We start from the raw sequence: 20,198 nt of genomic DNA on the forward strand, positions 1-20,198 counted from the left end.
TCGGTGTAGCGTTTTGCTTCTGACTTCCTTCGGACCCAGCCTCGCGGCTGACGCCCTTGTCTTTCGGCTAGCACTTCCCCTTGCCGGGTGTGCGGCGGACTTGAACCGCCAAGTGAGTGCGCCCTGCCGGGCGCACCAAAGCAAACAGCGCCGCCACCTGGGGGTGACGGCGCTGTTTTTATTGGAGCGCGGGGCTCGGCAGATTGCGGAGTGCTGCCTTCTTCGCCAAGGCTTCGAAGCCCAGGACGGAATAAATTCCGCGCTCCTTCCCTTTGCGGATTACTTGGTGCCGGCGGGGTCGCCGCCGGTTTCGGCGGGGAGGGATTTGTTTTGGAGCCAGACGTATTCTTTCCAGGCGCCTTCGTAGAGGCGGACGTTGGGGCAGCCGGCGACGTGCTTGAGGTAGAACTGGAGGAGGCTGCCTTCGCGGGAGGTGCCGCAGTAGGCGATGATGTTTTTGTCGGGGGTGATGCCTGCCTTTTCCAGTTCGGCTTTTACTTCGGCGAACGGTTTGAACTTGTGGGTGTTGTCCTTCTCCATGAGGCGGGCCCAGTGGAAGCTGATGGCTCCGGGGATGTGGCCTTTGCGCAGCCAGACTTCGTCTTCGCCGCGGAACTCATTGATGGGGCGGGCGTCGATGAGGAGGTTGCCGGGCTTGCCGACGTGGGCCTGCACGTCGCTGATGTTTGCGGTGATGGTGGTGATGCCTTTTTCGGGGAGGTGGCCCGGGGGATTGCCGAAGTAGTCCTGGGTGGGGGCGAGGCCCTGCTTTTTCCATTCGGCGAGGCCGCCATCGACGACTTTGATGTTTTGCACGCCGAATTTTTCGAGGACGTACACGACCATGCTGGTGCTGAGGATTTCGTCATTGGGGAGGACGTCGCCAGTGGCGTAGATGAGGTGGAGGCGGTCCTTATCGACGCCGGCGCGGATGAGGAGGGCCTGGGTGAGATCGTCGGGGAGGTACTGGACGGGGACGGCTTTGTCGGTGCCGCGGAGGGTGTCGAAATTGATGTGGTGGGCGGTGGGGAGGTGGCCGCGGAAGTAGTCTTTGTAGCCGCCGCGGGTGTCGAGGACGATGGGGCGCTGGGAGGCGTCCGGGTTTTCGATGAGGGCTTTGGCCTCGGCGCAGGTGATGAGGCCGATGTCTGCGTGGGCGGCGGAGGCCAGCAGGGCGAGTGTGAGGAGGGAGAGGATGGCTTTCATGAGGGTGGTTGGGTGGGAGGAGGTTGCGGAAGGGTGGAGGGACGTTCGATTTGCCGCAGAGGGGCAAAGAGGCAGAGGAGGCAGAGATTGAATGGTGCTGATGACCCAACTCAGATTTTTTACCGCTGACAGGACGCTTATGAGACGCTGATGAAGGGAGCCAGAGCTCAGGCAATCGGTTTTGGACAATGCGAAGCCATGGTGAGCTGCGCGGGTCATCGCATGGGTTTTTGAGGTGCTTTAAAAGGTGAAGACGTAGTTGATCTTGGCGATCCAACTGGTGCGGTCGCGGTCGGGGAAGTTCATCCAGGACTCGAGGACGATGTGCTTGCTGAGGAAGTACTTGGCGCCGAGGGCGGCGATGTGGCCGTGCTGATTGCGCGACTGAACGAGGTCGGCGTTGAGATTGAGATTGCGATCAAAGAGCTTCCAGGTGCGGTCGATGCCGAGGAGGTAGCTGTTGCCATGGGTCTGAAGGCCGTAGCCGGCGTGGAGGCGGACGACGTGGAAGTCGTGGTAGAGCATGGCGTAGGTGAAGGGATCGCCAGCACGGCGGGTGTCGGTGAGGGCGACGCCGGCGATGCCGAGGGCGAACATGCCGTCTTCCCAGGGCTGGATGCGGGCCTTGGTCTGGAAGAGGAGCGGGCCGGAACAGCCGGTGCCGAGGGGGCTGTCGAGGCCCCATTCGAGGTGGAGGGGCTTGAAGTCCCAGCCGGTCTTGAAGCCGGCCCACTGGGAGGTTTTGCCAGGGCCGCTGGTGGCGAACTGATTGGACCCGCCGAAGCTGGTGAAGAACTGGGCGGCGACGGTGCGGTGGTCGATGGTTTCGGCGGTGGGGATGTTGTTGAGACCGGTGGGGGTGCCCAGGGCGGAGGTGGCCGCCGCCAGGACGGCCAGGGTGAGAAGGCGCGTTTGGTTTGTCATTGTTTGCGAGAGCGAGGTGTTTGCTGAGAGGGGAATCAGGCAAAGCGGCGGCCCAGCTCGAAGACGAGGGCGGCGAGCAAAGCGGCGCATGGCAGGGTGACAACCCAGGCGGCGAGCACGGGGATGACGGTGCGCCATTTCGCCTGCCGGGTGATGATGCCGATGCCAAGCAGCGCGCCGACGGAGACGTGCGTGGTGGAAACGGGCAGGCTGGTGACGCTGGCGGTGGTGACGAGGATGGCGGTGGCGAGATTGGCCGCGAACCCCTGGCCGGGATTCATGCCGGTGATTTTGTGGGAGAGTGTCTCCGCGACGCGGGCGGTGCTGATCAGGCCGCCCGCGGCCATGGCCACCGCGACCAGGATCATGCCGGTGCTGCCATGAAACCAGCCGACGCCGAGGAGCAGCGCAGCCATCTTGGGGGTGTCATTGAGCCCCCGCGCAAAGCTGACCGCACCTGCGCTGAGGAAGTGCAGGGCATCGAGCGTACGGGTGCGATGGTCCGGCGCAAGGCGCAGGGATTTCAAAACGGCATACAGGAGCATGCCTGCGGCGAGGGCGAGAAGGGGGCTGACCAGCAGCGGCTGCAGAAAGCTCTCCCAGAGCTTTGCCACATTCACGTCGCCCGCGATGTAGCCGACGCCGAGCAAAGCGCCGGTGAGCATGTGGGTGGTGGAGACGGGAAAGCCGAGCCACGTGGCGAGAAATCCCGACAGGCCCGCGCCCGCGGCCACGGAAAAGATGAACAACGGCCGGGCGATAAGGGCCTCTGGCACGAGGCCTTTGCCCGTGAAGGTTTTTAAAAGGCCCACGGCCATGAACATGGCCGCCACGCAGCCGGCGAAGGTGGTGACCGCGGCCCAGTTTACGGCGGTGCGATAACTGGTGGTGCCGCTGCCGAAGAGCGAGGCGACGCCTTTGAAGTTGGCGTTTGCCCCATTGGCATAAGCCACAACGATGACGGCGAGAGTGATGAGGAGGAGCATGCGGGGGAGGAGAGCGGGCGCGTTTTATTTGCTCGTTTTGGCAAATAAGCAAATAAAACACGGGCTCTCTCATGAAATTTTTCAGGAGTGGCCGATTCCTGGCGAGGAGAGAGGTCAGCGTGCGGCGAGCAGACTGCGCGCGCGGGCCTGGCAGAAGTGGAAGGCGAGGCCGAGGCCGGCGCCGAGACCGAGGCCGTAGAAGAAGCCCTCCAGGGTAGCCTCGCCAAAGCTCGGCAACCCTTCGCTGTAAGACGGAAGGCCGTTGGCCTTCAAGGCAGATATTTCGCAGGTCTCTATCGTGCGCGGCCGGGATCAACCGCCAGCGAGCAGAGTGCGGGCGCGCTGCTGGCAGATGTGGAAGGCGAGGCCGAGGCCGGCACCGAGGCCGATGCCGTAGAAGAGGCCCCAGCTGAGCATGGCGGAGACTTTATGCACGGACATGAGGTAGTGCTCTGAAACGCCGCCGAGGAAGTAGCCGGCGGTGTTAAGGATGAAGAGGGAGAGGAAGACCTTCACGATGGAGCGGAGGGCATCAAACGCGGCGACGAGGAGGCAGGCCATGACGGCGGTGCCGAGAAACAGGCCGGCGAGGCTGCCGGGGTGGCCGCGCAGAGACATCCAGCCGAAGATCCAGGCGATGGAGTAGGCGGTGAAGGTGATGCCGAAGACCTTATAAAAACGTGAAACGGAGCCGGGGCCGATGATGAGGCGGTGGAGCAGCGGTGAGGTGAGGGCGAGGAAGACGACGGCGCAGGCGGTGTACATGGCCACCTCTCCGGATTTTCCCAGGTGCAGGTGAAACCATCTGCCGAAGACCGCCCATGGGATGAACGCAGCGATGCTGACGAGGGTGAAGCCGACGATGCCGCGGGTGAGAGAAGCGCCGAGGGTGGGGACGGGAGAACCGGCGGCGCGGGCGCGGGTGGCGATGCTTTGGGGGTCGAGCTGGAACCAGGCCATGGGATGCGGAGAGGGAAGAGAGGAGATGGGAGATGGGGTGGAGTGTGGCGGGGCGGGAGTGGGACGCAATGAGAACGCGGCGGGGAGCGGGAGGGCTGGAGCTTTTGGAGCAGCGGCAAACATTTTTGTGCAAGGGCGGCGACCTGGGCGGGCGGTCATGGGAGGGCGGCCCCTCACCCCTTCCCTCTCCCCGAAGAAAAAATCTGTGGTTTATCGTTTTCCGGTGACGGGGAGAGGGGGAACCGCCATGAGCACGTTGCATTTCTCGGACACGAAATGGTTTGAGATGCTCTGGAAAGGGAGGTGTGGCGGGGTGAGGGCGGAGATGTTTTGTGGCGGATTGTGGATGAAGTGTGGTGTCTTGGGGCGTTGTTTGAGTTCAACCCTTCACTCCCCTCCCTTTCTGCCGCCATGATTTACTCCCGTTTTGCCTGTGTTTGTTTTGTTTTGGTCATGACTGCTGCTGCGGAGCCGGTACCGGTGAAGACGACGCCGAAGCTGGAGGTGCTGAACAAGCAGATCGCGGAGAATGGGGAGAACGCGCAGGCTTATGGGAATCGCGGGTATGTGCTGGCGCTGCTGGGGCGGAAGGAGGAGGCGCGGGCGGATCTGAAAAAGGCGCTGTCTTTGAGCGACAAGCCGAACATGCACAACCGCGCGGGGTGGGCGTATTTTAACATGGGGGACTATGCGGACTGCGTGCGGGAGTGTGAACTGGCGGCGAAGATGAGCGACCACCAGGCGCACTATGACTACTACTCGCTGGTGCTGGGCTACTGGGGCACGGGGGACATGCAGAAGGCGCTGGAGAACTATGCGCTGGCGGTGGAGAAGGATCCGCGCTTTGGCAGCTACAAGACGCTGATGGAACGGACGCTGGAATGGACGCCGCTGGAGCAGCGGGCGGTGCATGAGGTGTATGTGCTGTGGAGCAAGGCTTGGAAGCCGCTTTGAGGCGGGTGGTGGTGGGAAGAGGGCGAGGGGTGGTGCGGGGGGGACTGGGGTGGTTCGAGAGCGGCGTTGAAGCGCCGCAGTCCGGGGACGCTGGCGCGTGGGAGGGAGCGGTGGGCGCGATGGTGTCGTGGATGCGCTGGCCAAACACACCCAACCTACGGGTGGAGGCGCTAGTTTGAGGGGGCTGGAGCGGACTTGAGCTGGAGGCGTTTGAGCTGGCCGGTGGCGAGATTGGCGAAGAGGAGTTCGCCGTTGCGGGGGTCGAGGCCGATGCCGGCGATGGCGGGGTCCTGGGCGAGGGTTTCCTCAGACCACGTGGGCTGGCCTTCGTCTTTGAGGGCGATGACGCGGCCGGTGACGTAGTCGGCGAAGATGTATTTATTTTGGTGCTGCGGGAACTTGCTACCATGATATACCACGCCGCCGGTGACGGAGAGGCCGATGGTGTGGAGGTACTCGAAGATGGGGTCGGTGGGGTGGAAGCCGGCGGGCTCTTTGTCCTTGCCAGGGCCGGTGATGAAGGGATGGAGAGCCTCGCGATAGCTCCAGCCGTAGTCGCCGCCGGGGGTGATGATGTCGATCTCTTCGTAGAGGTTCTGGCCGACATCGCCGCAGAAGAGGCGGCCGGTGGGGAGATCGAAGGAGATGCGCCAGGGATTGCGCAGGCCGGTGGCCCAGATTTCGGTGCGGATGGTTTTGGGGTCGAGGGTTTCGCCGTGGTGGGTGGTGGCGCCGATGAAGGGATTGTCTGAGGGGACGGCGTAGAAGGCGGAGCCGCGGGCATCGAGCGCGATGGCGGGGTGGGGATTGGGCGGGAGGCTGCCGGGTGTTTTGTTTACATCGATGCGGAGGATGGCGGCGTGGAAGCCTTTGTTGATGTAGCGGGCGTTGTCGAATTTGTCATCGGCAGCGCCGCCATCGCCGACGGTGATGTAGAGGAAGCCGTCGGGGCCGAAGTGGAGATCGCCGCCGTTGTGATTGGAGGCAGGATCTTGCTGAGTGAAGAGAGGCTGCTCGGTGGCGGGGTCGGCGCTGCTGGGGTCGTTTGCGGAGAGGGTGAAGCGGGAGAGGCGCTGGTGGAGGACGCCGCCGAGCCTGAGGCTGTAATAGACGAAGCAGCGGTGGCTTGTGGCGTGGTCGGGCGGGAAGGCGAGGCCGAGGACGCCGCACTCGCCTTCGGTGACGAGGGTGGCGCCGCCGGAGGGGTGGGTGAGATCGAGGAAGAGCTGCTTCTGCGGGTGGTCGGTATCGAGGGCGGTGATGACCTGGATGCGGCCGGTTTTTTCGACGATGAAGAGGCGCGTTTTGTCGCCGGGGGCGCTGACAATGGCGAGGGGCTGGTCGAATTTGAGGCCGGGGAAGGCATCCACGAGTTCATAGTCGGTGAGCACGAAAATGATCGGGGGCTTTTCCTTCTTTTTGGGCTTGGGTGTGGCGGGTGTTTGCGCGGGCAGCGAGGTGGCGAGAGCGCAGAGGGCCAGGAGGGTGAGGCCGAGAGAGGGAAGGATGGAGGGCTGGAGCATTGGAGCGATGGAGTGGGAGAAGAGCGGTGCGGGGGGGAGCGGAGGGCTGATGGTACAACGTGTGTGGTGGCTCCTACTGGATGCGCCAAGTGCCGAGAGGGTGACATGGCGGAGATGGTGAAGCCTAAGCTGGCGCGGGCAGTGACTGGTGGGTTCTTTGCGGGGTTTGGAGCGTGGGCGACGGCCCAGGTGCCGCACACGGAGTGTGCGGACCAGTTCACGGGTGCTGGTGCGGAGTGCAGCGGCCATGCGGGGCGCAGGGTGGATGCGCTGCTTTTAGAACGCGTTGAGTGACGGCATTTCGTCCTGGGTTGTGATCATCCTCCGAGACATGGGCTGCATTTCGCGTATGAGTGTGGCCCCCTTCCCCTCATGCTGCTGTCTGATTTGCCTCGTTTTGTTTTTGCTCTGTTTTGGATTGTTGTTGCTGCGCCGTTTGCCCGCGGTGCGGCGGTGGAGGCTGTGGACAAGGAGATGGACGGGGTGCTGCTGCCGCTGATGGAGCAGCGGTGCATGGAGTGCCATGATGAGGACTCGAAGAAAGGGGACATCAGCTTTGAGTTTTTGCGGAAGCCAGGGGAGATGCGGCATGACATCCGGCTGTGGGGGAAGGTGCGGGAGCAGATCCGCGCGGGGACGATGCCGCCGAAGGGAAAGACCAAACCGGGGCCGGATGGGAAGCCGGTGGCGGCGGAAGAGAAGCCGACGCTGGAGGCGGGGGAGCGTGAGGTGTTTCTGAAATGGATTCAGAGCAATGAGGACGCAGTGCTGGAGATGCCGGAGGGACGGCCGGGCGTGGCGAGATCGCGGAGGATGAACCGGGAGGAGTACAGCAACACGCTGCGGGATCTGCTGGGGATCGCGAAGCGGCCGGGGGACAAGTTTCCGGCGGATGGCGCGGGCGGGGAGGGTTTTGCGAACAGTGCGGACACGCTGAGTCTTTCGCCGCTGCTGGTGGAGAAGTATCTGGGTGCGGCGGATGAGGCGATGGGAGAAGTGTGGCAGCGCGGGGAGCTGAGGCAGCGGCTGTATGCGCCGGTGACGAGTGACAAGCTGGCGCCAGATGCGGGGGCGGAGATGGCGCTGCGGCCGTTTTTGCTGCGGGCGTTTCGCCGACCGCCGACGGAGGGGGAGGTGCAGGGCTTTCTCAACGTGTTTCGACAGGCGTGGGGGCGGAAGCCGAACTGGGATGAGGCGATGAAGGTGATGTTCAAGGGCGTGCTGGTGTCGCCGGGGTTTTTGTTTATCGAGGAGACGGCGAGGCCAGCGGAGGCGAAGGAGGCGCGGCGGCTGGGGCAGTATGAGATGGCTGCCCATTTGTCGTATTTTTTGTGGTCGTCGATGCCGGATGATGAGCTGATGAAGCTGGCGGCGGAGAACAAGCTGCAGGATGACGCGGTGCTGGAGACGCAGGTGCGGCGGATGCTGGCGCATGAAAAGGGGCTGGCCTTCACGAAGAATTTTGCGGGGCAGTGGCTGCGGTTTGACCAGGTGTTTAACACCGTGGATCCGGACCGGCGGAAGTTCCCTGACTTCAACGGGGATCTGCGGCAGGCGATGTATGATGAGATCTTTGGGTTCTGCGATCACCTGCTCAGGCGTAATGGGCGGGTGCTGGATTTCCTGGACAGCGATTACAGTTTTCTCAACGAGGCGCTGGCGAAGGTGTATGAGGTGCCGGGGGTGCAGGGCAAGGAGATGCGGCAGGTGAAGTTTAACAATGCACGGCGCGGCGGGCTGACGGGCATGGCGGCGATTCTGGCGAGCACGGCGTATCCGCAGCGGACGAGTCCGGTGCTGCGCGGCAAGTGGGTGCTGGAGCAACTGCTGGGCACGCCGCCACCGCCGCCGCCGGCGAATGTGGGGCAACTACCGGAGGATGATCGGGCGCTGAAGGTAACGACGCTGCGCAAGCGGCTGGAGGCGCACCGGAACAAGCCGGCGTGCGCGGGGTGTCACACACGGCTGGATCCGCCGGGGTTTGCGCTGGAGAATTTTGATCCGATCGGCAAATGGCGCGACACCGAGAATGGCAAGCCGCTGGATGCTACGGGGGTGATGCCGGGTGGGAAAGCGTTTGGTACGCCGCAGGATTTTCGGAAGCTGCTGATGGAGGAGAAGGCGCTGTTTATCCGCTGCCTGTGCACGCGGCTGCTGGGGTATGCGACGGGGCGGACGGTGGAGCTGCAGGATCAGCCGACGTTGTTGAAGCTGGAGAAGGTGCTGAGGGATGGGGATTATCGGAGCGAGGCGCTGATGGTGGCGGTGGTGAGATGCGGGGCGTTTCGGGGGAGGTGGTGATTGGGGGCGGAAAAGAGGTTGATTCCATGCGGCGTGCATGTGCACAGTCGGAGCAATGAAAATACCTGCTAGATGGATGATGCCTGGGCTGCCGCAGTTGATCTTGTTGATTGTGATGACGATTTCCAGCTGTGTACTGACGGGCTGTGCGACGAAGGTGGTGGCGCACGCGGAGGAAAGGCGAAGCGAGGATCCGGGGACACTGACTATGACTTCGCCCCTATTGGTTCGGGGGCCAGATGGCAGGGCACAGGTGCTGGTGACGCAAGAGGCGATCTCGCTGCAGCGGCAACCGCCGGGTGGGCCGCTGGAGATGCTGAATGAGCCGATGGACGCCAATGCTCCGCAACAGGAGGACAAGCTGAAGGAGCTGACAGAGGGCGTGCGGTGGTCGCCAGGCGGGACGCGGGTGTGCTTGCTTCGGCTGTACAAACGCGGCAGCGGTGTGGCGGTGTTTTCACTGGCCTCACAGCCGGCGGCGGAGGTGGATCTGGATTTGAACGAGCTGCAAGGGATGACGATGGAGCACTATGGCGAGGGGTTTAGGCACGGACGCTTTTACTATGACAAGCTGCTGAGATGGATCGATGAGGATCATCTGGAGATGGAGTTCAGCGGCAATCTGGTGCCGAAAGAAGATGATGATGGGACGAAATGGAAGTGGTACCGCGGAACCGTACGCGTGAAGCTGGAAGAGAAGGCTGGAAAGATGGAGGGGATGCCCAAGTGGGGGGAACTGACGGATTAGTGGGAGAGGATGAAGGGGGGCATGTGCGTGAGCAGATGGGCCAGCATGCGGCGGAACTTTTTGCAGACGCTGCTGGTGGGTAATGGGTGTGGCGGAGTGCTCGGTTTGCTTCCCGGTCGGAATGTGACTAACCCAGGGCGGCGCTCGCTTAGGCTCGCTGGCCCTGGGCTACGTTATGTCGCCCCTTTGGGGCTGGGGAGGACTGACGCGGTGGACTTGGAGGTGTTTGAAAGTCAGGAGACGTTCGCGGCGGCTGGAGGACCAGCCGCCCTACCCTGCCATGATTGTTACCATGTTATACCAGGCCTTTGAGGATGCCAGTGCTGTCGCCGAAGCGGTCGGTTTTGGCGCCGGAGAGCTGGAGCATGGTGAGGAAGAGGTTGCAGAGGGGAGTGTCGGTGGGGCTGACGAGGTGGCGGCCGCCGGTCAGGCCGCCGCCGTGGCCGGCGAGGACTAGGGGGAGGTTTTTGGGGCTGTGGGCGTTGCCGTCGCGCATGCTGGAGCCGAAGAGGAGGAGGGTGTGATCGAGGAGGGTGCCGTCGCCTTCCTTGATGGATTTCATGCGGTCGATGAGGTGGGCGAACTGCTCGATGTGCCAGGTGTTGATTTTTTGATACTGGTCGAGCTTCTCGGGCTTGTTTTCGTGGTGGGAGCACTCGTGGTGGCCGTGCTTGACGCCGTCGAGGAAGGTGAAATTTTTGCCGCTGACGGCCCAGCCGAACATGAAGGTGCTGACGCGGGTGGAGTCGTTCCAGAAGGCGAGGGTCATGAGCTCCATCATGAGGCGGGAGTGCTCGGTGTGATCGAGCCGGAGGGCGCTGCCGGGTTCTTTCTGCTGGGCCATGGCGGTGGTGATGCGCTGGTCGAGCTGGGTGATGGCGTCGCGGGCGGCGGGGTCGAGGTTTTCGCCGCTGGCGACGCGGGCGATGTCTGCCTCGATGCGCTGCTCGACGCTGCGAATGCTTTCGAGGTATTCGTCGAGGCGGCGCTGGTCATCGGCACCGACGCGGCCGCGGAGGGCTTTGGCGTCGGTAAGGACGAGGTCGAGAACGCTTTTGTTTTCGAGAGCGGAGGCTTTGCGCTGTTCGGGGTTGTCGCGGAAGAGGCGGTCGAAGACGAAGCGAGGATTGATCTCCGGCGGAAGGGGTGAGGTGGGGGTGCGCCAGGCCACGTGGGAGCCGTAGAGCATGGTGTAGTTCACATTAAAATCGACGCCTGTCATGACGGGCTCGGTGCCGAGCTCAAGGGAGGGGAAGCGGGCGAGGCGGCCGACGTCCTGGGCGAAGACCTGGTCCATGCTGACGCCGCAGTGGAGATTTTTGCCGGTGGTTTTTTCGATTTCCGTGCCGGTGAGCCAGTTGGCGGTTTTGGCGTAGTGGCCGTCTCCACCACGGCAGTTGGCGTGGCCGAGCTGGGTGAGGATGTTGATGTCGGCGCGGTGGCGCTCAAGGGGCTGGAGGATGGGGGAGAATTTGAAGTCGGTGCCTTCGCCTTCGGGGGTCCAGCGGTCCTGGCGGACGCCATTGGGCATGAAGAGGACGCCGATGCGGGTGGGGAAGGTTTTTCCTCCTGCGGCACCTGCCTGCGCGGCGCGGGCGGTGGGAGCCATGGCATCGAGGAAGGGCAGCGCGATGGTGGCGCCGAGGCCGCGGAGGGCGGCACGGCGGGACATGGGGGCGCGGGGGATGGTGATGTGGCTCATGGTTTACGCTGGGAGCAGAGGCTACGCCATGCCAGCGGATTTGCTTGCGGGGATTTGGGGGGAGTGGTTCTCTGTTCTCTGTTGGGGGTGGGGTGTCGGGGCGTTTGGAGGACAGAAAGGACTTGGGAAGACTGATTTGCACCGCAGAGGCTGGAACGCCGCAGAGATTTTTTAACCACCAATCGGACAGTGATGGAACTCTAATGGACTGGGGTTATTGGGGTGCGCTGGGTGGAGCGAAACAGAGTTTTGCAACGCAAAGATTTGGAGAACGCAGAGATGAGGTTTTTGAATCTGGTCTCTGCGGTCTTCTTAACTCTTGCGGTGTGAATGTGGAGGGCTTGGTTTTTTGGGACGCGAATGGCCTGGGTTGTAGCGATACACAAAACTCATTTCCTACAGGAGAGCGTGGGGAGATTCGGTTTGCCGCAGAGGGGCAATGAGGCAGAGGGAGCAGAGATTAAATCCATTCTCTGCTGCCTCTGCCTCTCTGCTTCTTGTGGTAAGATCGAGTGTCTTGCGGGCCTGCGGAAAGCGGTAGCTGCGCTCATTCTTCGCTGCGCGACCGCACTCCAAATGGGGGGCTTGGTCGTGCGGAGGGGTGGGTGGTTGCGGGGTGCTGCGGGCTCGGAGGCCCGCGCTCCGCTAGCAGCAGCCGCTGCCGGGTTTGCAGCCGCCTTTGGTTTCTAGGACGAGTTCGCCGTCGCGGTGGGTGGGGGTGGGTTTGCCGGGGCGGAAGTGTTCTTCGTGGTCGAGGGTGGCGGTGAGGCCGAAGAATTTGAGGGAGGCTTCGGCGAGGCCGTCTTTGACGGCGGTCATGAGGGCGGCGGGGTCGGATTCGGCGCGGAGATTGACGATGAGCTGGCCGCCGGTGGTGGGCTCGTCGAGTTCCATTCCGAGCTCGGGGATGTAGTCGCTGCGGACGAGATTGATGCTGGCGAGTTCGCCGGCGATGCCGTCATCCGGGCTGAAGGTCATTTTGAAATGGGCGATCTCGGCGGAGTCGCGCTGGAGGCGGGACTGGACGAGGGAGGCGAGCTGCTTGAGGAAGGTGTTGGCGTCGAATTCGTCGTCGGATTTCAGGGTGACGGTGGCATTGAGCCAGCCGAGAAGGGCTTCGCCATCGGCATAGACTTCGTAGTCCACCGCCATGGGATTGCGGCGGGCCTGTTCCTCGGTCATGAGGCCGGCGAAGAGGTCATCGAGGCCGGTTTCCTGGCGGGGAGAGGCGGTGATGATTTTGGCGAGGGGGAACTCGGTCTGCAGGGTGGTGCGGAGTTCTTCGCGCTGGGCATCGTCGATTAGATCGCTTTTGCTGATGACGATGATGTCGGCTTCTTCGAGCTGCTTTTTGAAGATGTAGGCGACCTTGGCGGAGAAGGTGCCGCCGTGATCGAGACCGAAGACGCGGCGGGCGCGGATGGGATCGACGAGAACGCTGAGGGGGGCGACGGTGAAGTCGTTCCCATACATGCGGCGGAGGGGGTAGGTGACGGTGGCGACGAGGTCGGTGCAACTGCCGACGGGCTCGGCGATGAAGACGTCGGGCTTGGCTTCGTTGGCGAGCTTGCTGGCGGCATCGACGAGGGTGTTGAAGCGGCAGCAGAAGCAGCCGCCGGCGATTTCTTCAGTGGCGTAGCCCTGGCCGCGGAGGAGCCTGGTATCGACGAGGCCGCCGGCCTGGTCATTGGTGATGAGGCCGACTTTGAGGCCCTGGGCACTGAGGTGCTTTGCCAAACGGCCGACGGTGGTGGTTTTTCCGGCGCCGAGGAAACCGCCGATCATGATGTAACGTGCTTTGGAGGGCATGGGCTGGGTGTGGGACAAAGAAGGAAAGATTTCAGCGAGGGCTGGACCTACTCAAACGCTGACGCGACGCCAGATTTATTTGCCCAGATCAGCAATTATTATTTTATGTGATGGCGGAGGCGCGGGAGTCTTGCGGCAGGGTGGTGATCTGCTAATGATCCGCGGATGCCCTCACGCACTGTGACACGCCCGTTCGACTGCCTGACCGCCATGCGCGCGCTGGGGGAGCCGACGCGGCTGAGGCTGGTGCGGGCGCTGATCGGCGGGCCGAAGCCGGTGACGGAACTGTGCGAGACCCTGCATGTGACGCCCTACAACGTGTCCAAGCATCTGCGGGTGCTGAAAGAGGCGGGGCTGCTGGAGGTGGAGAAGCAGGGGCAGCAGAGGATCTATGCGCTGGCGGAGGCGTTCAGTGAGAAGCTGGCGCGGAACGCGAACACGCTGGACCTGGGGTGCTGCCAGTTTCATTTCGACAAGCTGCCGGAGTAAGGAATGAGGAAACCAGAATGATGAATGACGAATGGGGGAAGAAGGGGGGGCTTTGAGCGTTCTTTTTTCCATGATTCGCTCTCTCTTCCTTTTGTTTCTTTGCAGCTCTTCGCTTTTTGCGGCAGCCAAGCCCAATGTGCTGATGATCTGTGTGGATGATCTGAAGCCGCTGCTGGGGTGCTATGGGAATGCGGTGGTGAAGTCGCCGAACATTGACCGGCTGGCGGCGAGGGGGGTGCAGTTTGAAAAGGCGTACTGCAACCAGGCGGTGTGCGCGCCCTCGCGGAATGCGCTGCTGACGGGGCTGAGGCCGCAGACGCTGGGGATTTATGACCTGGCCACGAACTTCCGCAAAGCAGCGCCGGAGGCGGTGACGCTGCCGCAGCATTTCAAGAACAACGGCTACCGGGCGGAGGGGCTGGGAAAGATCTTCCACGTGGGGCATGGGAACGTGAATGACGCGGCCTCGTGGAGCGTGCCGCATTTCACGCCGAAGACGATCAGCTACGCGCTGAAGGAAAACGACCTGCCGCAGTCCACGCGGGAGCAGGCGTTGTTTGAAAACAAGAAGGAGGCGTGGAAGCTGCCGCGCGGAGCGGCGACGGAGGCTGCGGATGTGGCTGACAACGTGTATGGAGACGGAATGATCGCCGATGAGGCGGTGAAGCGGCTGGCGGCGGCGAAGCAGAAGCCAGAGGAGCCGTTTTTTCTGGCGGTGGGCTTTTTGAAACCGCACCTGCCGTTTGTGGCGCCGAAGAAGTACTGGGACTTGTACGATCCGGCGGTCTTCACGCTGCCGAAGCTGCAAACGCCTCCGGCAGGGGCGCCTGACTTTGCACCGACGACCTGGGGGGAACTGCGGCAGTACATGGACATTCCGGAAACAGGGCCGCTGACGGAGGGACAGGCGCTGCATCTCATCCACGGCTACCATGCGGCGACGAGCTACATGGATGCGCAACTGGGCAAGGTGCTGGATGCACTGGATGCGAACGGTCTGGCCGAGAGCACGATCATTGTCTTCTGGGGGGACCACGGCTGGCACCTGGGAGACCATGGGATGTGGTGCAAGCACACGAACTATGAGCAGGCGGCGCGCATTCCGGTGATCGTGGCGGGGCCTGGCATCAAGCCGGGGGTGACGCAGGCGCTGATCGAGTCGTGCGACATCTACCCGACGCTGGCGGAGCTGGCGCAGATCCCCGCGCCGCCGCAGGGGGACGGGCGCAGCTTTACCGAAGTGCTGCTGAATCCCGCCGCGACGGTGCGTGACCATGCGATCCATGTTTATCCGCGCGGGGGCGGCCTGATGGGGCGGGCGATCCGGACGCAGCGGCACCGGCTGGTGGAGTGGAAGAAGCCGGGAGCCGCGCCGGAGACGGCGGTGCTGGAATTGTACGACTATGAGGCGGACCCTGCCGAGACGAAGAACCTGGCGGTGGAGCAGCCGGCGGTGGTGAAGGTGCTGCGGCAGTTTCTGAGCCAGCACCCGGAGGCGAAGCCGCAGATCTCCTCCAGCAAGGCGGAGGGAAAAGCAGCCGCGCCGCAAAAGCCGGCGCAGGACCGGGGCAGGATGTTTGACCAGCGCGACAAGGACAAGGACGGGCAGCTCACGAAGGAGGAGTTTCTGCTGAACCAGCCTGACCCTGACGAAGCGCCGAAACGCTTTCCGAAATTTGACACGGATGGCAGCGGCGCTCTGAGCCGGGAGGAGTTCATCAAGGGTGGGAAGAAGTGAGGCCGTGGAGACGTGTCATGCCCACGGCCGCTTCGAAGAAACCGCCCGACTGCTAGGACGGTCGTACGCCATGGAGCACGCCACACGCTGGCGGACGGGCGGGCTGAGGCCACAGCCATGCGACGGGGTCAGGGCTGCGCGCCCCGGCGTTTCCAGATGTGGCAGAGGTACCAGGCTTTGAAGGTGGCGGCGAGCTCGCGGTAGTTGGAAGCGCCTTTGAGCATCTGGCCGGCGATGCGCGCGGCGAGAAACTGGGCGGCAAACTGGCTGCGGTCCGCGGGTGAGACGTTTCCTTTGCGCATGAGGCCGAGGAAGTGGCCCATCTCACGAAGGGTCTGCTTTCGCAGGGGGCGGCGTACGGCAGGCGGCTGGCCATGGGCGAACTCCTTCATCAAGGCCGCGACTTTAAGATAACTGGCGATGCGGTGACGCACCTTGTCAGGATCGCGTGACTGGGTGAGCGAGGCGCGGTTGCGCCGGTAGCCGTAGCGCGGGGGCTGGGAAAAGCCGATGCGTTTGATGGCAAGGGCGAGCTGCACCGTCCAGGGAACGTCCTCATGAATCATGTCGCGCCGGAAGCGGATGTTTGCTTCTTCGATGACACTGCGCCGGCAGAACTGCATCCAGACATAGTGAGGCCATTCCTTCACTTTTACCGCGTGCATCATCCAGGCAGGGCCGGTGAGGATGGAATCCCAGGGCTGCCTCCTGAGAATGGCCTCATCCAGGAGCGTCTGGATATCCTTTTCGAAGCTGAAGCCGTTGCACATGAGGCAGTCGAGATGATCGCGCTCGGCCTGCTGATGCCATGCGGCGAGGGAGCCGGGGGCGAGCCAGTCATCGCCGTCCAGAAAGGCGAGCCATTTGCCTGAGGCGCGGTCGAGGCCGGCATTGCGAGCGGCGGAGACGCCCTGATTGGCCTGGGTGATGACGACGATGCGGGGGTCGAGCGCTGCGTGGGCTTTGATCTTTTCCAGGGAAGCGTCGGTGGAGCCGTCGTCGATGATGATGATTTCGAGGGAGGGGCCCTCCTGGGCGCGGGCGGAGGAGAGGGATTCATCCAGGAACGCCTCGTTGTTGAAAACGGGGATGATGAGGGAGACGTCGGGTGGCATGCGAAGTTGGGCGCGGGATTACAGAGGCGATGGGGACGCGCGGGGCAATTGAGTTTTGGGGAAACATTGCATGAGGCAGGACTCTGCCAGAGTGCTTGGAATTCTTTTATTGCTTACCTGGCGCATACACCGCGCGGAGATAAAGCTAAACCCCTCACCCCGGCCCTCTCCCCGAAGAGAAATATTTTTTGCGTCGTGTATCAGGGGCGAGGAGAGGGAGAAGTGCTTTGGCTGCGCTGGATTTATCGGGCACAAGGTTGTTAAAATGCAGCAAGCTTTATGCGGCCTGCTCGATGCCGGTGGTGCGATAGGTGGAGGGGGAGACGCCGGTGTGGCGGCGGAACCAGGCGGTGAAGTGGGAGGCGTGACGGAAGCCGAGAGTGAAGGCGATTTCTTTGAGGGAACTTTGGTCTGCAATGATGTGCTCGCGGGCGACATCGAGACGGCGGCGTTCCATAAAGGTGCGGAGACCAATGCCGAGGTGGTGCTGGAGGAGCTGCTCGGCACGGCGGAGGCCGATGGGAAAACCGGGAGGCAGGCCGGGGGAGGTTTGAGAAGGTGGCAAGGCCTGCAGCCATGCAATGAGCTGATCGACGCGACGGCGGCTGGTACGCGCCGGGGTGGCGGGCTGCACGCCGAGCTGCTGGAGGGTTTGCATCCACACGGCGAACCAGGCGGAGAAGGCCGCCTCCTGCGTGGCCCAGGAGGCGGGGGAATGTGTGGAGGGCGCGATGGCCTGGCGGTAGGTGACGGCTTTTCGTGTGCCGTAGATGTGGGTGAAGAGCTGTTGCGTTGCTTTATGCAAAGCGGGGGCGGGAGCGGCGAAGTTCAGGGCATCGCGGAAGAGGGAGGTGCCATCGGGCCACTGGCTGCGGAGGCCGACGGAGAGGAGGCGGGTGCCCGGGGCGAACCAATGACGGCGCAGGCGTGGCGAGGAAAAGAAGGCGTGACCGCGTGGGACGAGGGTTTCTGTGCCATCGGCTTGAATGCGCCCTTCGCCCTGCTCGACGAAGAAGACGCCGGCGGGCACGGGGATCTCTGCGGACCAGACGCCGCACTGTGGGACGGGGCTGCGATAGACCCAGAGCCACTCGTGACGCAGGCTGCGCCAGACATCGGCGGGGAGCTGGAGGGGCTGCGGCTTCGGCATGGGGGAGCTATGCGGGGGATGTAAGGGATTTCAATGCGGCATAATTCAGGCGGGTTGCCAGCGGGGGCGGCGTGGGTTTGATCCGCGCATGAAATCCAACCTCCTGCTGCTTGCGGCGCTCACGGGTATTCTCAGCGCGGAAGAGCCGCGCCAGGTCAGCGGCATCTATCCGGGACTGGCGATGTTTAACAACGAAGGGGAGTGCGGGACGGGTGCGGTGGTGCCGTGGGCGGGGCGGCTGTGGGTGATCACGTACGGGCCGCATCTGCCGTTTGGATCGAGCGACAAGCTGTACGAAATCACGCCGGAGCTGAAGCAGACGGTGCGGCCGGAGAGCGTGGGCGGGACGCCGGCGAACCGGATGATTCATGGGGAGTCGCAGCAGCTTTTCATCGGGCCGTATGTGATCGATGCGGAGCGGAAGGTGCGGGTGATCCCGCCCACGAAGATGCCGGGACGGCTGACGGGGAATGCGCGGCATCTGAGCGATCCGGCGGGGAAGATTTATTACGCGACGATGGAGGAGGGACTGTATGAGGTGGATGTGAAGTCGCTGGCGGTGACGTCCTTGATTCGTGACGGGAATGCTTTGAAGAAGGGATTCAAGGTGGAGACGGCGCTGACGAAGCTGGAGTCAAAGCTGCCGGGCTACCATGGCAAGGGGCTGTACTCGACGCAGGGGCGGGTGATTTATGCGAACAACGGGGACCGCGACAAGCGGGTGCTGACGGACCCGACGACGCCAAGCGGAGCGCTGGGAGAGTGGCGCAAGCCGGGGGAGGACTGGAAGCTGGTGAGGCGAAATCAGTTTACGGAGGTGACGGGACCGGGAGGCATTCAGGGCAGTGACAAGGACGCGCCGGTGTGGAGCATCGGCTGGGATGCGAAGTCGCTGATTTTGATGCTGCTGGACGGTGGGAAATGGCAGTCATTCCGGCTGCCGAAGGTAAGCCACAGCTATGATGGTGCGCATGGATGGAACACGGAGTGGCCGCGCATCCGGGACATCGGGGAGGATGACTTGCTGATGACGATGCACGGGGCGTTCTGGCGGTTTCCGCGCGGCTTTTCTGCGGCAAATGCGAAGGGCATCCGCGTGCGGAGTGCTTACATGAAGGTGATCGGGGATTTTTGCCGATGGGATGACCGGCTGGTGTTTGGCTGCGATGATTCGGCGAAGTCGGAGTTTTTGAACAAGCGGAAGGTGAAGGGTGGCATTGACAGCGTGGGGCAGTCGCAGTCGAACCTGTGGTTTGTGAAGCCTGAGACGCCGGACAAGCTGGGGCCTGCACATGCCAGCGGGGCGGTGTGGCTGCATGAGAGCGTGAAGGCGGGGGATGTGGCGGAGCCGTTTCTGGTGGCGGGATGGAAGCACCGCAGCGTGTGGAGGATTGATCATGCGAAGGGCACGGCGAAGCGCGAGGACATCGGCGGAGATGAGGAGTGGCTGGTGGTGAAGGCGGAGGAGGACGGGAAGGATGTGAGTGTGATCGTCACGCTGACGAATGGTGAGACGCGGGGTACGGAGGCGGATGCGATGTTTGATGGCGTGGCGCGTGCGAGGCCCGGAGATGCGAAGGTGCAGACGGGGATTTTCCGTGCGCGGGGTGAGAACAAACGGACGCTGAGCTTTGCGGCGGATGCGGGGTATTATGAGCTGGATGCGGAGCTGAAGCTGAAGCGGGTGGAGGACGCGAAGACGGAGACGTTTGTGAAGACAAAGGTGGCGATTCCGCAGGAGGTGATCACGCTGGATGAGGCGAGCGTGCTGGTGGTGGATGACCGGGGGCGCAGATGGAGGCTGCCGCGTGCGACGCGGGCGCTCGATGCGGCGACGAACGCGGGTGAGCTGCGCGTGTGCCGTGAGGTGGCGACGGAGCGGGACATGCTGAGCGCGTGCGGGACGTTCTTTGAGCTGCCGGCGGAGAATGCGGACGGGTTTGCGAAGATCCGGCCGGTGGCTTCGCATGATCTGCGGGTGACGGATTTCGGTGGGTACCGCGGGATGTTTTTGATGAGCGGGATCAAAGCGGATGCCACAGGGGGTGAGCACATCCTGCGCAGCGAGGATGGCAAGGCGGCGCTGTGGGCGGGGGCGATTGATGACCTGTGGAAGCTGGGCAAGCCGCGCGGCGAGGGCGGGCCGTGGAAGGACACGAAGGTGAAGGCGGGGCAGAAGAGCGATCCTTATCTCATGTGGGGGTATGACAAGCGTACGCTGACGCTGAGCCATGATGGGGAGAAGTCGGTGACGATGAAGGTGGAGCTGGACCTGACGGGAACCGGGGTGTGGGTGACCTATAAGAAGGTGAAGGTGGCGGCGGGGACGCCGGTGAGTTTTGAGTTTGAGCCGGCGGTGCAGGCGCGGTGGCTGCGGGTGACGGCGGATGCGGGGTGCCGTGCGACGGCGCAGATGAGGTATGAGTAATTTTGGGGAGATTGCGCGAACGCGGTGGGCGTGTGGCGGAGTGCGTTGCAAACGCTGCTGGTGACTGGCGTGGTGTGGCGGGGCGCTGGGTTTGCTGCCCGGTCGGATGATGTATAACCCAGGGCGGCGCTCGCTTAGGCTCGCTTGCCCTGGGCTGTATTGCGT

General features: G+C 63.1%; 16 protein-coding genes. 6 read left to right on the forward strand and 10 right to left on the reverse strand.

The annotated features are described in order from the left end of the window. Window positions 1–279 precede the first annotated feature (279 nt). From ACILSQ_RS00005 to ACILSQ_RS00025, 5 genes are all read right to left on the reverse strand, one after another. Window positions 280–1,206, reverse strand: a complete 927-nt coding sequence (locus ACILSQ_RS00005) for a sulfurtransferase (protein ID WP_395741505.1) — start codon at window positions 1,204–1,206, stop codon at window positions 280–282. Between the two features lie 240 nt (window positions 1,207–1,446). Then, window positions 1,447–2,130: a hypothetical protein gene (locus ACILSQ_RS00010; protein WP_395741506.1), complete on the reverse strand. Its 684-nt coding sequence runs from the start codon at window positions 2,128–2,130 to the stop codon at window positions 1,447–1,449. Window positions 2,131–2,165: 35 nt separating this feature from the next. Further along, window positions 2,166–3,116, reverse strand: a complete 951-nt coding sequence (locus tag ACILSQ_RS00015; RefSeq protein WP_395741507.1) for an anion permease — start codon at window positions 3,114–3,116, stop codon at window positions 2,166–2,168. Window positions 3,117–3,230: 114 nt separating this feature from the next. Continuing rightward, a complete protein-coding gene (locus ACILSQ_RS00020) occupies window positions 3,231–3,389 on the reverse strand; it encodes a hypothetical protein (RefSeq protein ID WP_395741508.1) in 159 nt (52 codons plus the stop codon). 39 nt (window positions 3,390–3,428) lie between these two features. Further along, entirely contained in the window at window positions 3,429–4,076 is a 648-nt protein-coding gene (locus ACILSQ_RS00025) for a hypothetical protein (RefSeq protein WP_395741509.1), read from the reverse strand. Between the two features lie 411 nt (window positions 4,077–4,487). Here ACILSQ_RS00025 and ACILSQ_RS00030 point away from each other — a divergent pair, with 411 nt between their 5' ends. Beyond that, on the forward strand, window positions 4,488–5,030 hold the full coding sequence (locus ACILSQ_RS00030) for a tetratricopeptide repeat protein (RefSeq protein ID WP_395741510.1): 543 nt from the start codon (window positions 4,488–4,490) through the stop codon (window positions 5,028–5,030). A gap of 170 nt (window positions 5,031–5,200) precedes the next feature. Here the strand turns inward: ACILSQ_RS00030 and ACILSQ_RS00035 are convergent, their stop codons facing one another. Beyond that, on the reverse strand, window positions 5,201–6,553 hold the full coding sequence (locus tag ACILSQ_RS00035) for a PQQ-dependent sugar dehydrogenase (RefSeq protein WP_395741511.1): 1,353 nt from the start codon (window positions 6,551–6,553) through the stop codon (window positions 5,201–5,203). Window positions 6,554–6,925: 372 nt separating this feature from the next. Here ACILSQ_RS00035 and ACILSQ_RS00040 point away from each other — a divergent pair, with 372 nt between their 5' ends. Further along, entirely contained in the window at window positions 6,926–8,854 is a 1,929-nt protein-coding gene (locus tag ACILSQ_RS00040) for a DUF1592 domain-containing protein (protein ID WP_395741512.1), read from the forward strand. A gap of 208 nt (window positions 8,855–9,062) precedes the next feature. After that, entirely contained in the window at window positions 9,063–9,602 is a 540-nt protein-coding gene (locus ACILSQ_RS00045; RefSeq protein WP_395741513.1) for a hypothetical protein, read from the forward strand. Between the two features lie 295 nt (window positions 9,603–9,897). Here the strand turns inward: ACILSQ_RS00045 and ACILSQ_RS00050 are convergent, their stop codons facing one another. Together ACILSQ_RS00050 and ACILSQ_RS00055 are read right to left on the reverse strand one after the other, a co-directional pair. Beyond that, the gene (locus ACILSQ_RS00050) at window positions 9,898–11,304 is read right to left on the reverse strand and encodes a DUF1552 domain-containing protein (RefSeq protein ID WP_395741514.1); all 1,407 of its coding nucleotides are present in this window, start codon (window positions 11,302–11,304) and stop codon (window positions 9,898–9,900) included. A gap of 645 nt (window positions 11,305–11,949) precedes the next feature. Next, window positions 11,950–13,113: a GTP-binding protein gene (locus ACILSQ_RS00055; protein WP_395741515.1), complete on the reverse strand. Its 1,164-nt coding sequence runs from the start codon at window positions 13,111–13,113 to the stop codon at window positions 11,950–11,952. A 165-nt stretch (window positions 13,114–13,278) separates the two neighbouring features. Here ACILSQ_RS00055 and ACILSQ_RS00060 point away from each other — a divergent pair, with 165 nt between their 5' ends. Both ACILSQ_RS00060 and ACILSQ_RS00065 read left to right on the forward strand, forming a co-directional pair. Then, entirely contained in the window at window positions 13,279–13,602 is a 324-nt protein-coding gene (locus ACILSQ_RS00060; protein ID WP_395741516.1) for an ArsR/SmtB family transcription factor, read from the forward strand. A gap of 70 nt (window positions 13,603–13,672) precedes the next feature. Then, a complete protein-coding gene (locus ACILSQ_RS00065) occupies window positions 13,673–15,340 on the forward strand; it encodes a sulfatase-like hydrolase/transferase (RefSeq protein WP_395741517.1) in 1,668 nt (555 codons plus the stop codon). Between the two features lie 128 nt (window positions 15,341–15,468). On the opposite strand, the gene ACILSQ_RS00070 is transcribed toward ACILSQ_RS00065, so the two are convergent. Both ACILSQ_RS00070 and ACILSQ_RS00075 read right to left on the reverse strand, forming a co-directional pair. Then, window positions 15,469–16,455 carry a glycosyltransferase gene (locus tag ACILSQ_RS00070; RefSeq protein ID WP_395741518.1) on the reverse strand — a complete coding sequence of 329 codons (987 nt, stop codon included), beginning with the start codon at window positions 16,453–16,455 and terminating at the stop codon, window positions 15,469–15,471. Between the two features lie 277 nt (window positions 16,456–16,732). After that, a complete protein-coding gene (locus ACILSQ_RS00075; protein ID WP_395741519.1) occupies window positions 16,733–17,605 on the reverse strand; it encodes a helix-turn-helix domain-containing protein in 873 nt (290 codons plus the stop codon). A gap of 88 nt (window positions 17,606–17,693) precedes the next feature. Between ACILSQ_RS00075 and ACILSQ_RS00080 the strand changes: the two genes are divergently transcribed. Next, complete coding sequence (locus tag ACILSQ_RS00080) at window positions 17,694–20,033, forward strand: hypothetical protein (protein WP_395741520.1); 2,340 nt, start codon at window positions 17,694–17,696, stop codon at window positions 20,031–20,033. Window positions 20,034–20,198 lie beyond the last annotated feature (165 nt).

This window comes from Prosthecobacter sp., assembly GCF_044227185.1.
Taxonomy (GTDB): domain Bacteria; phylum Verrucomicrobiota; class Verrucomicrobiia; order Verrucomicrobiales; family Verrucomicrobiaceae; genus Prosthecobacter.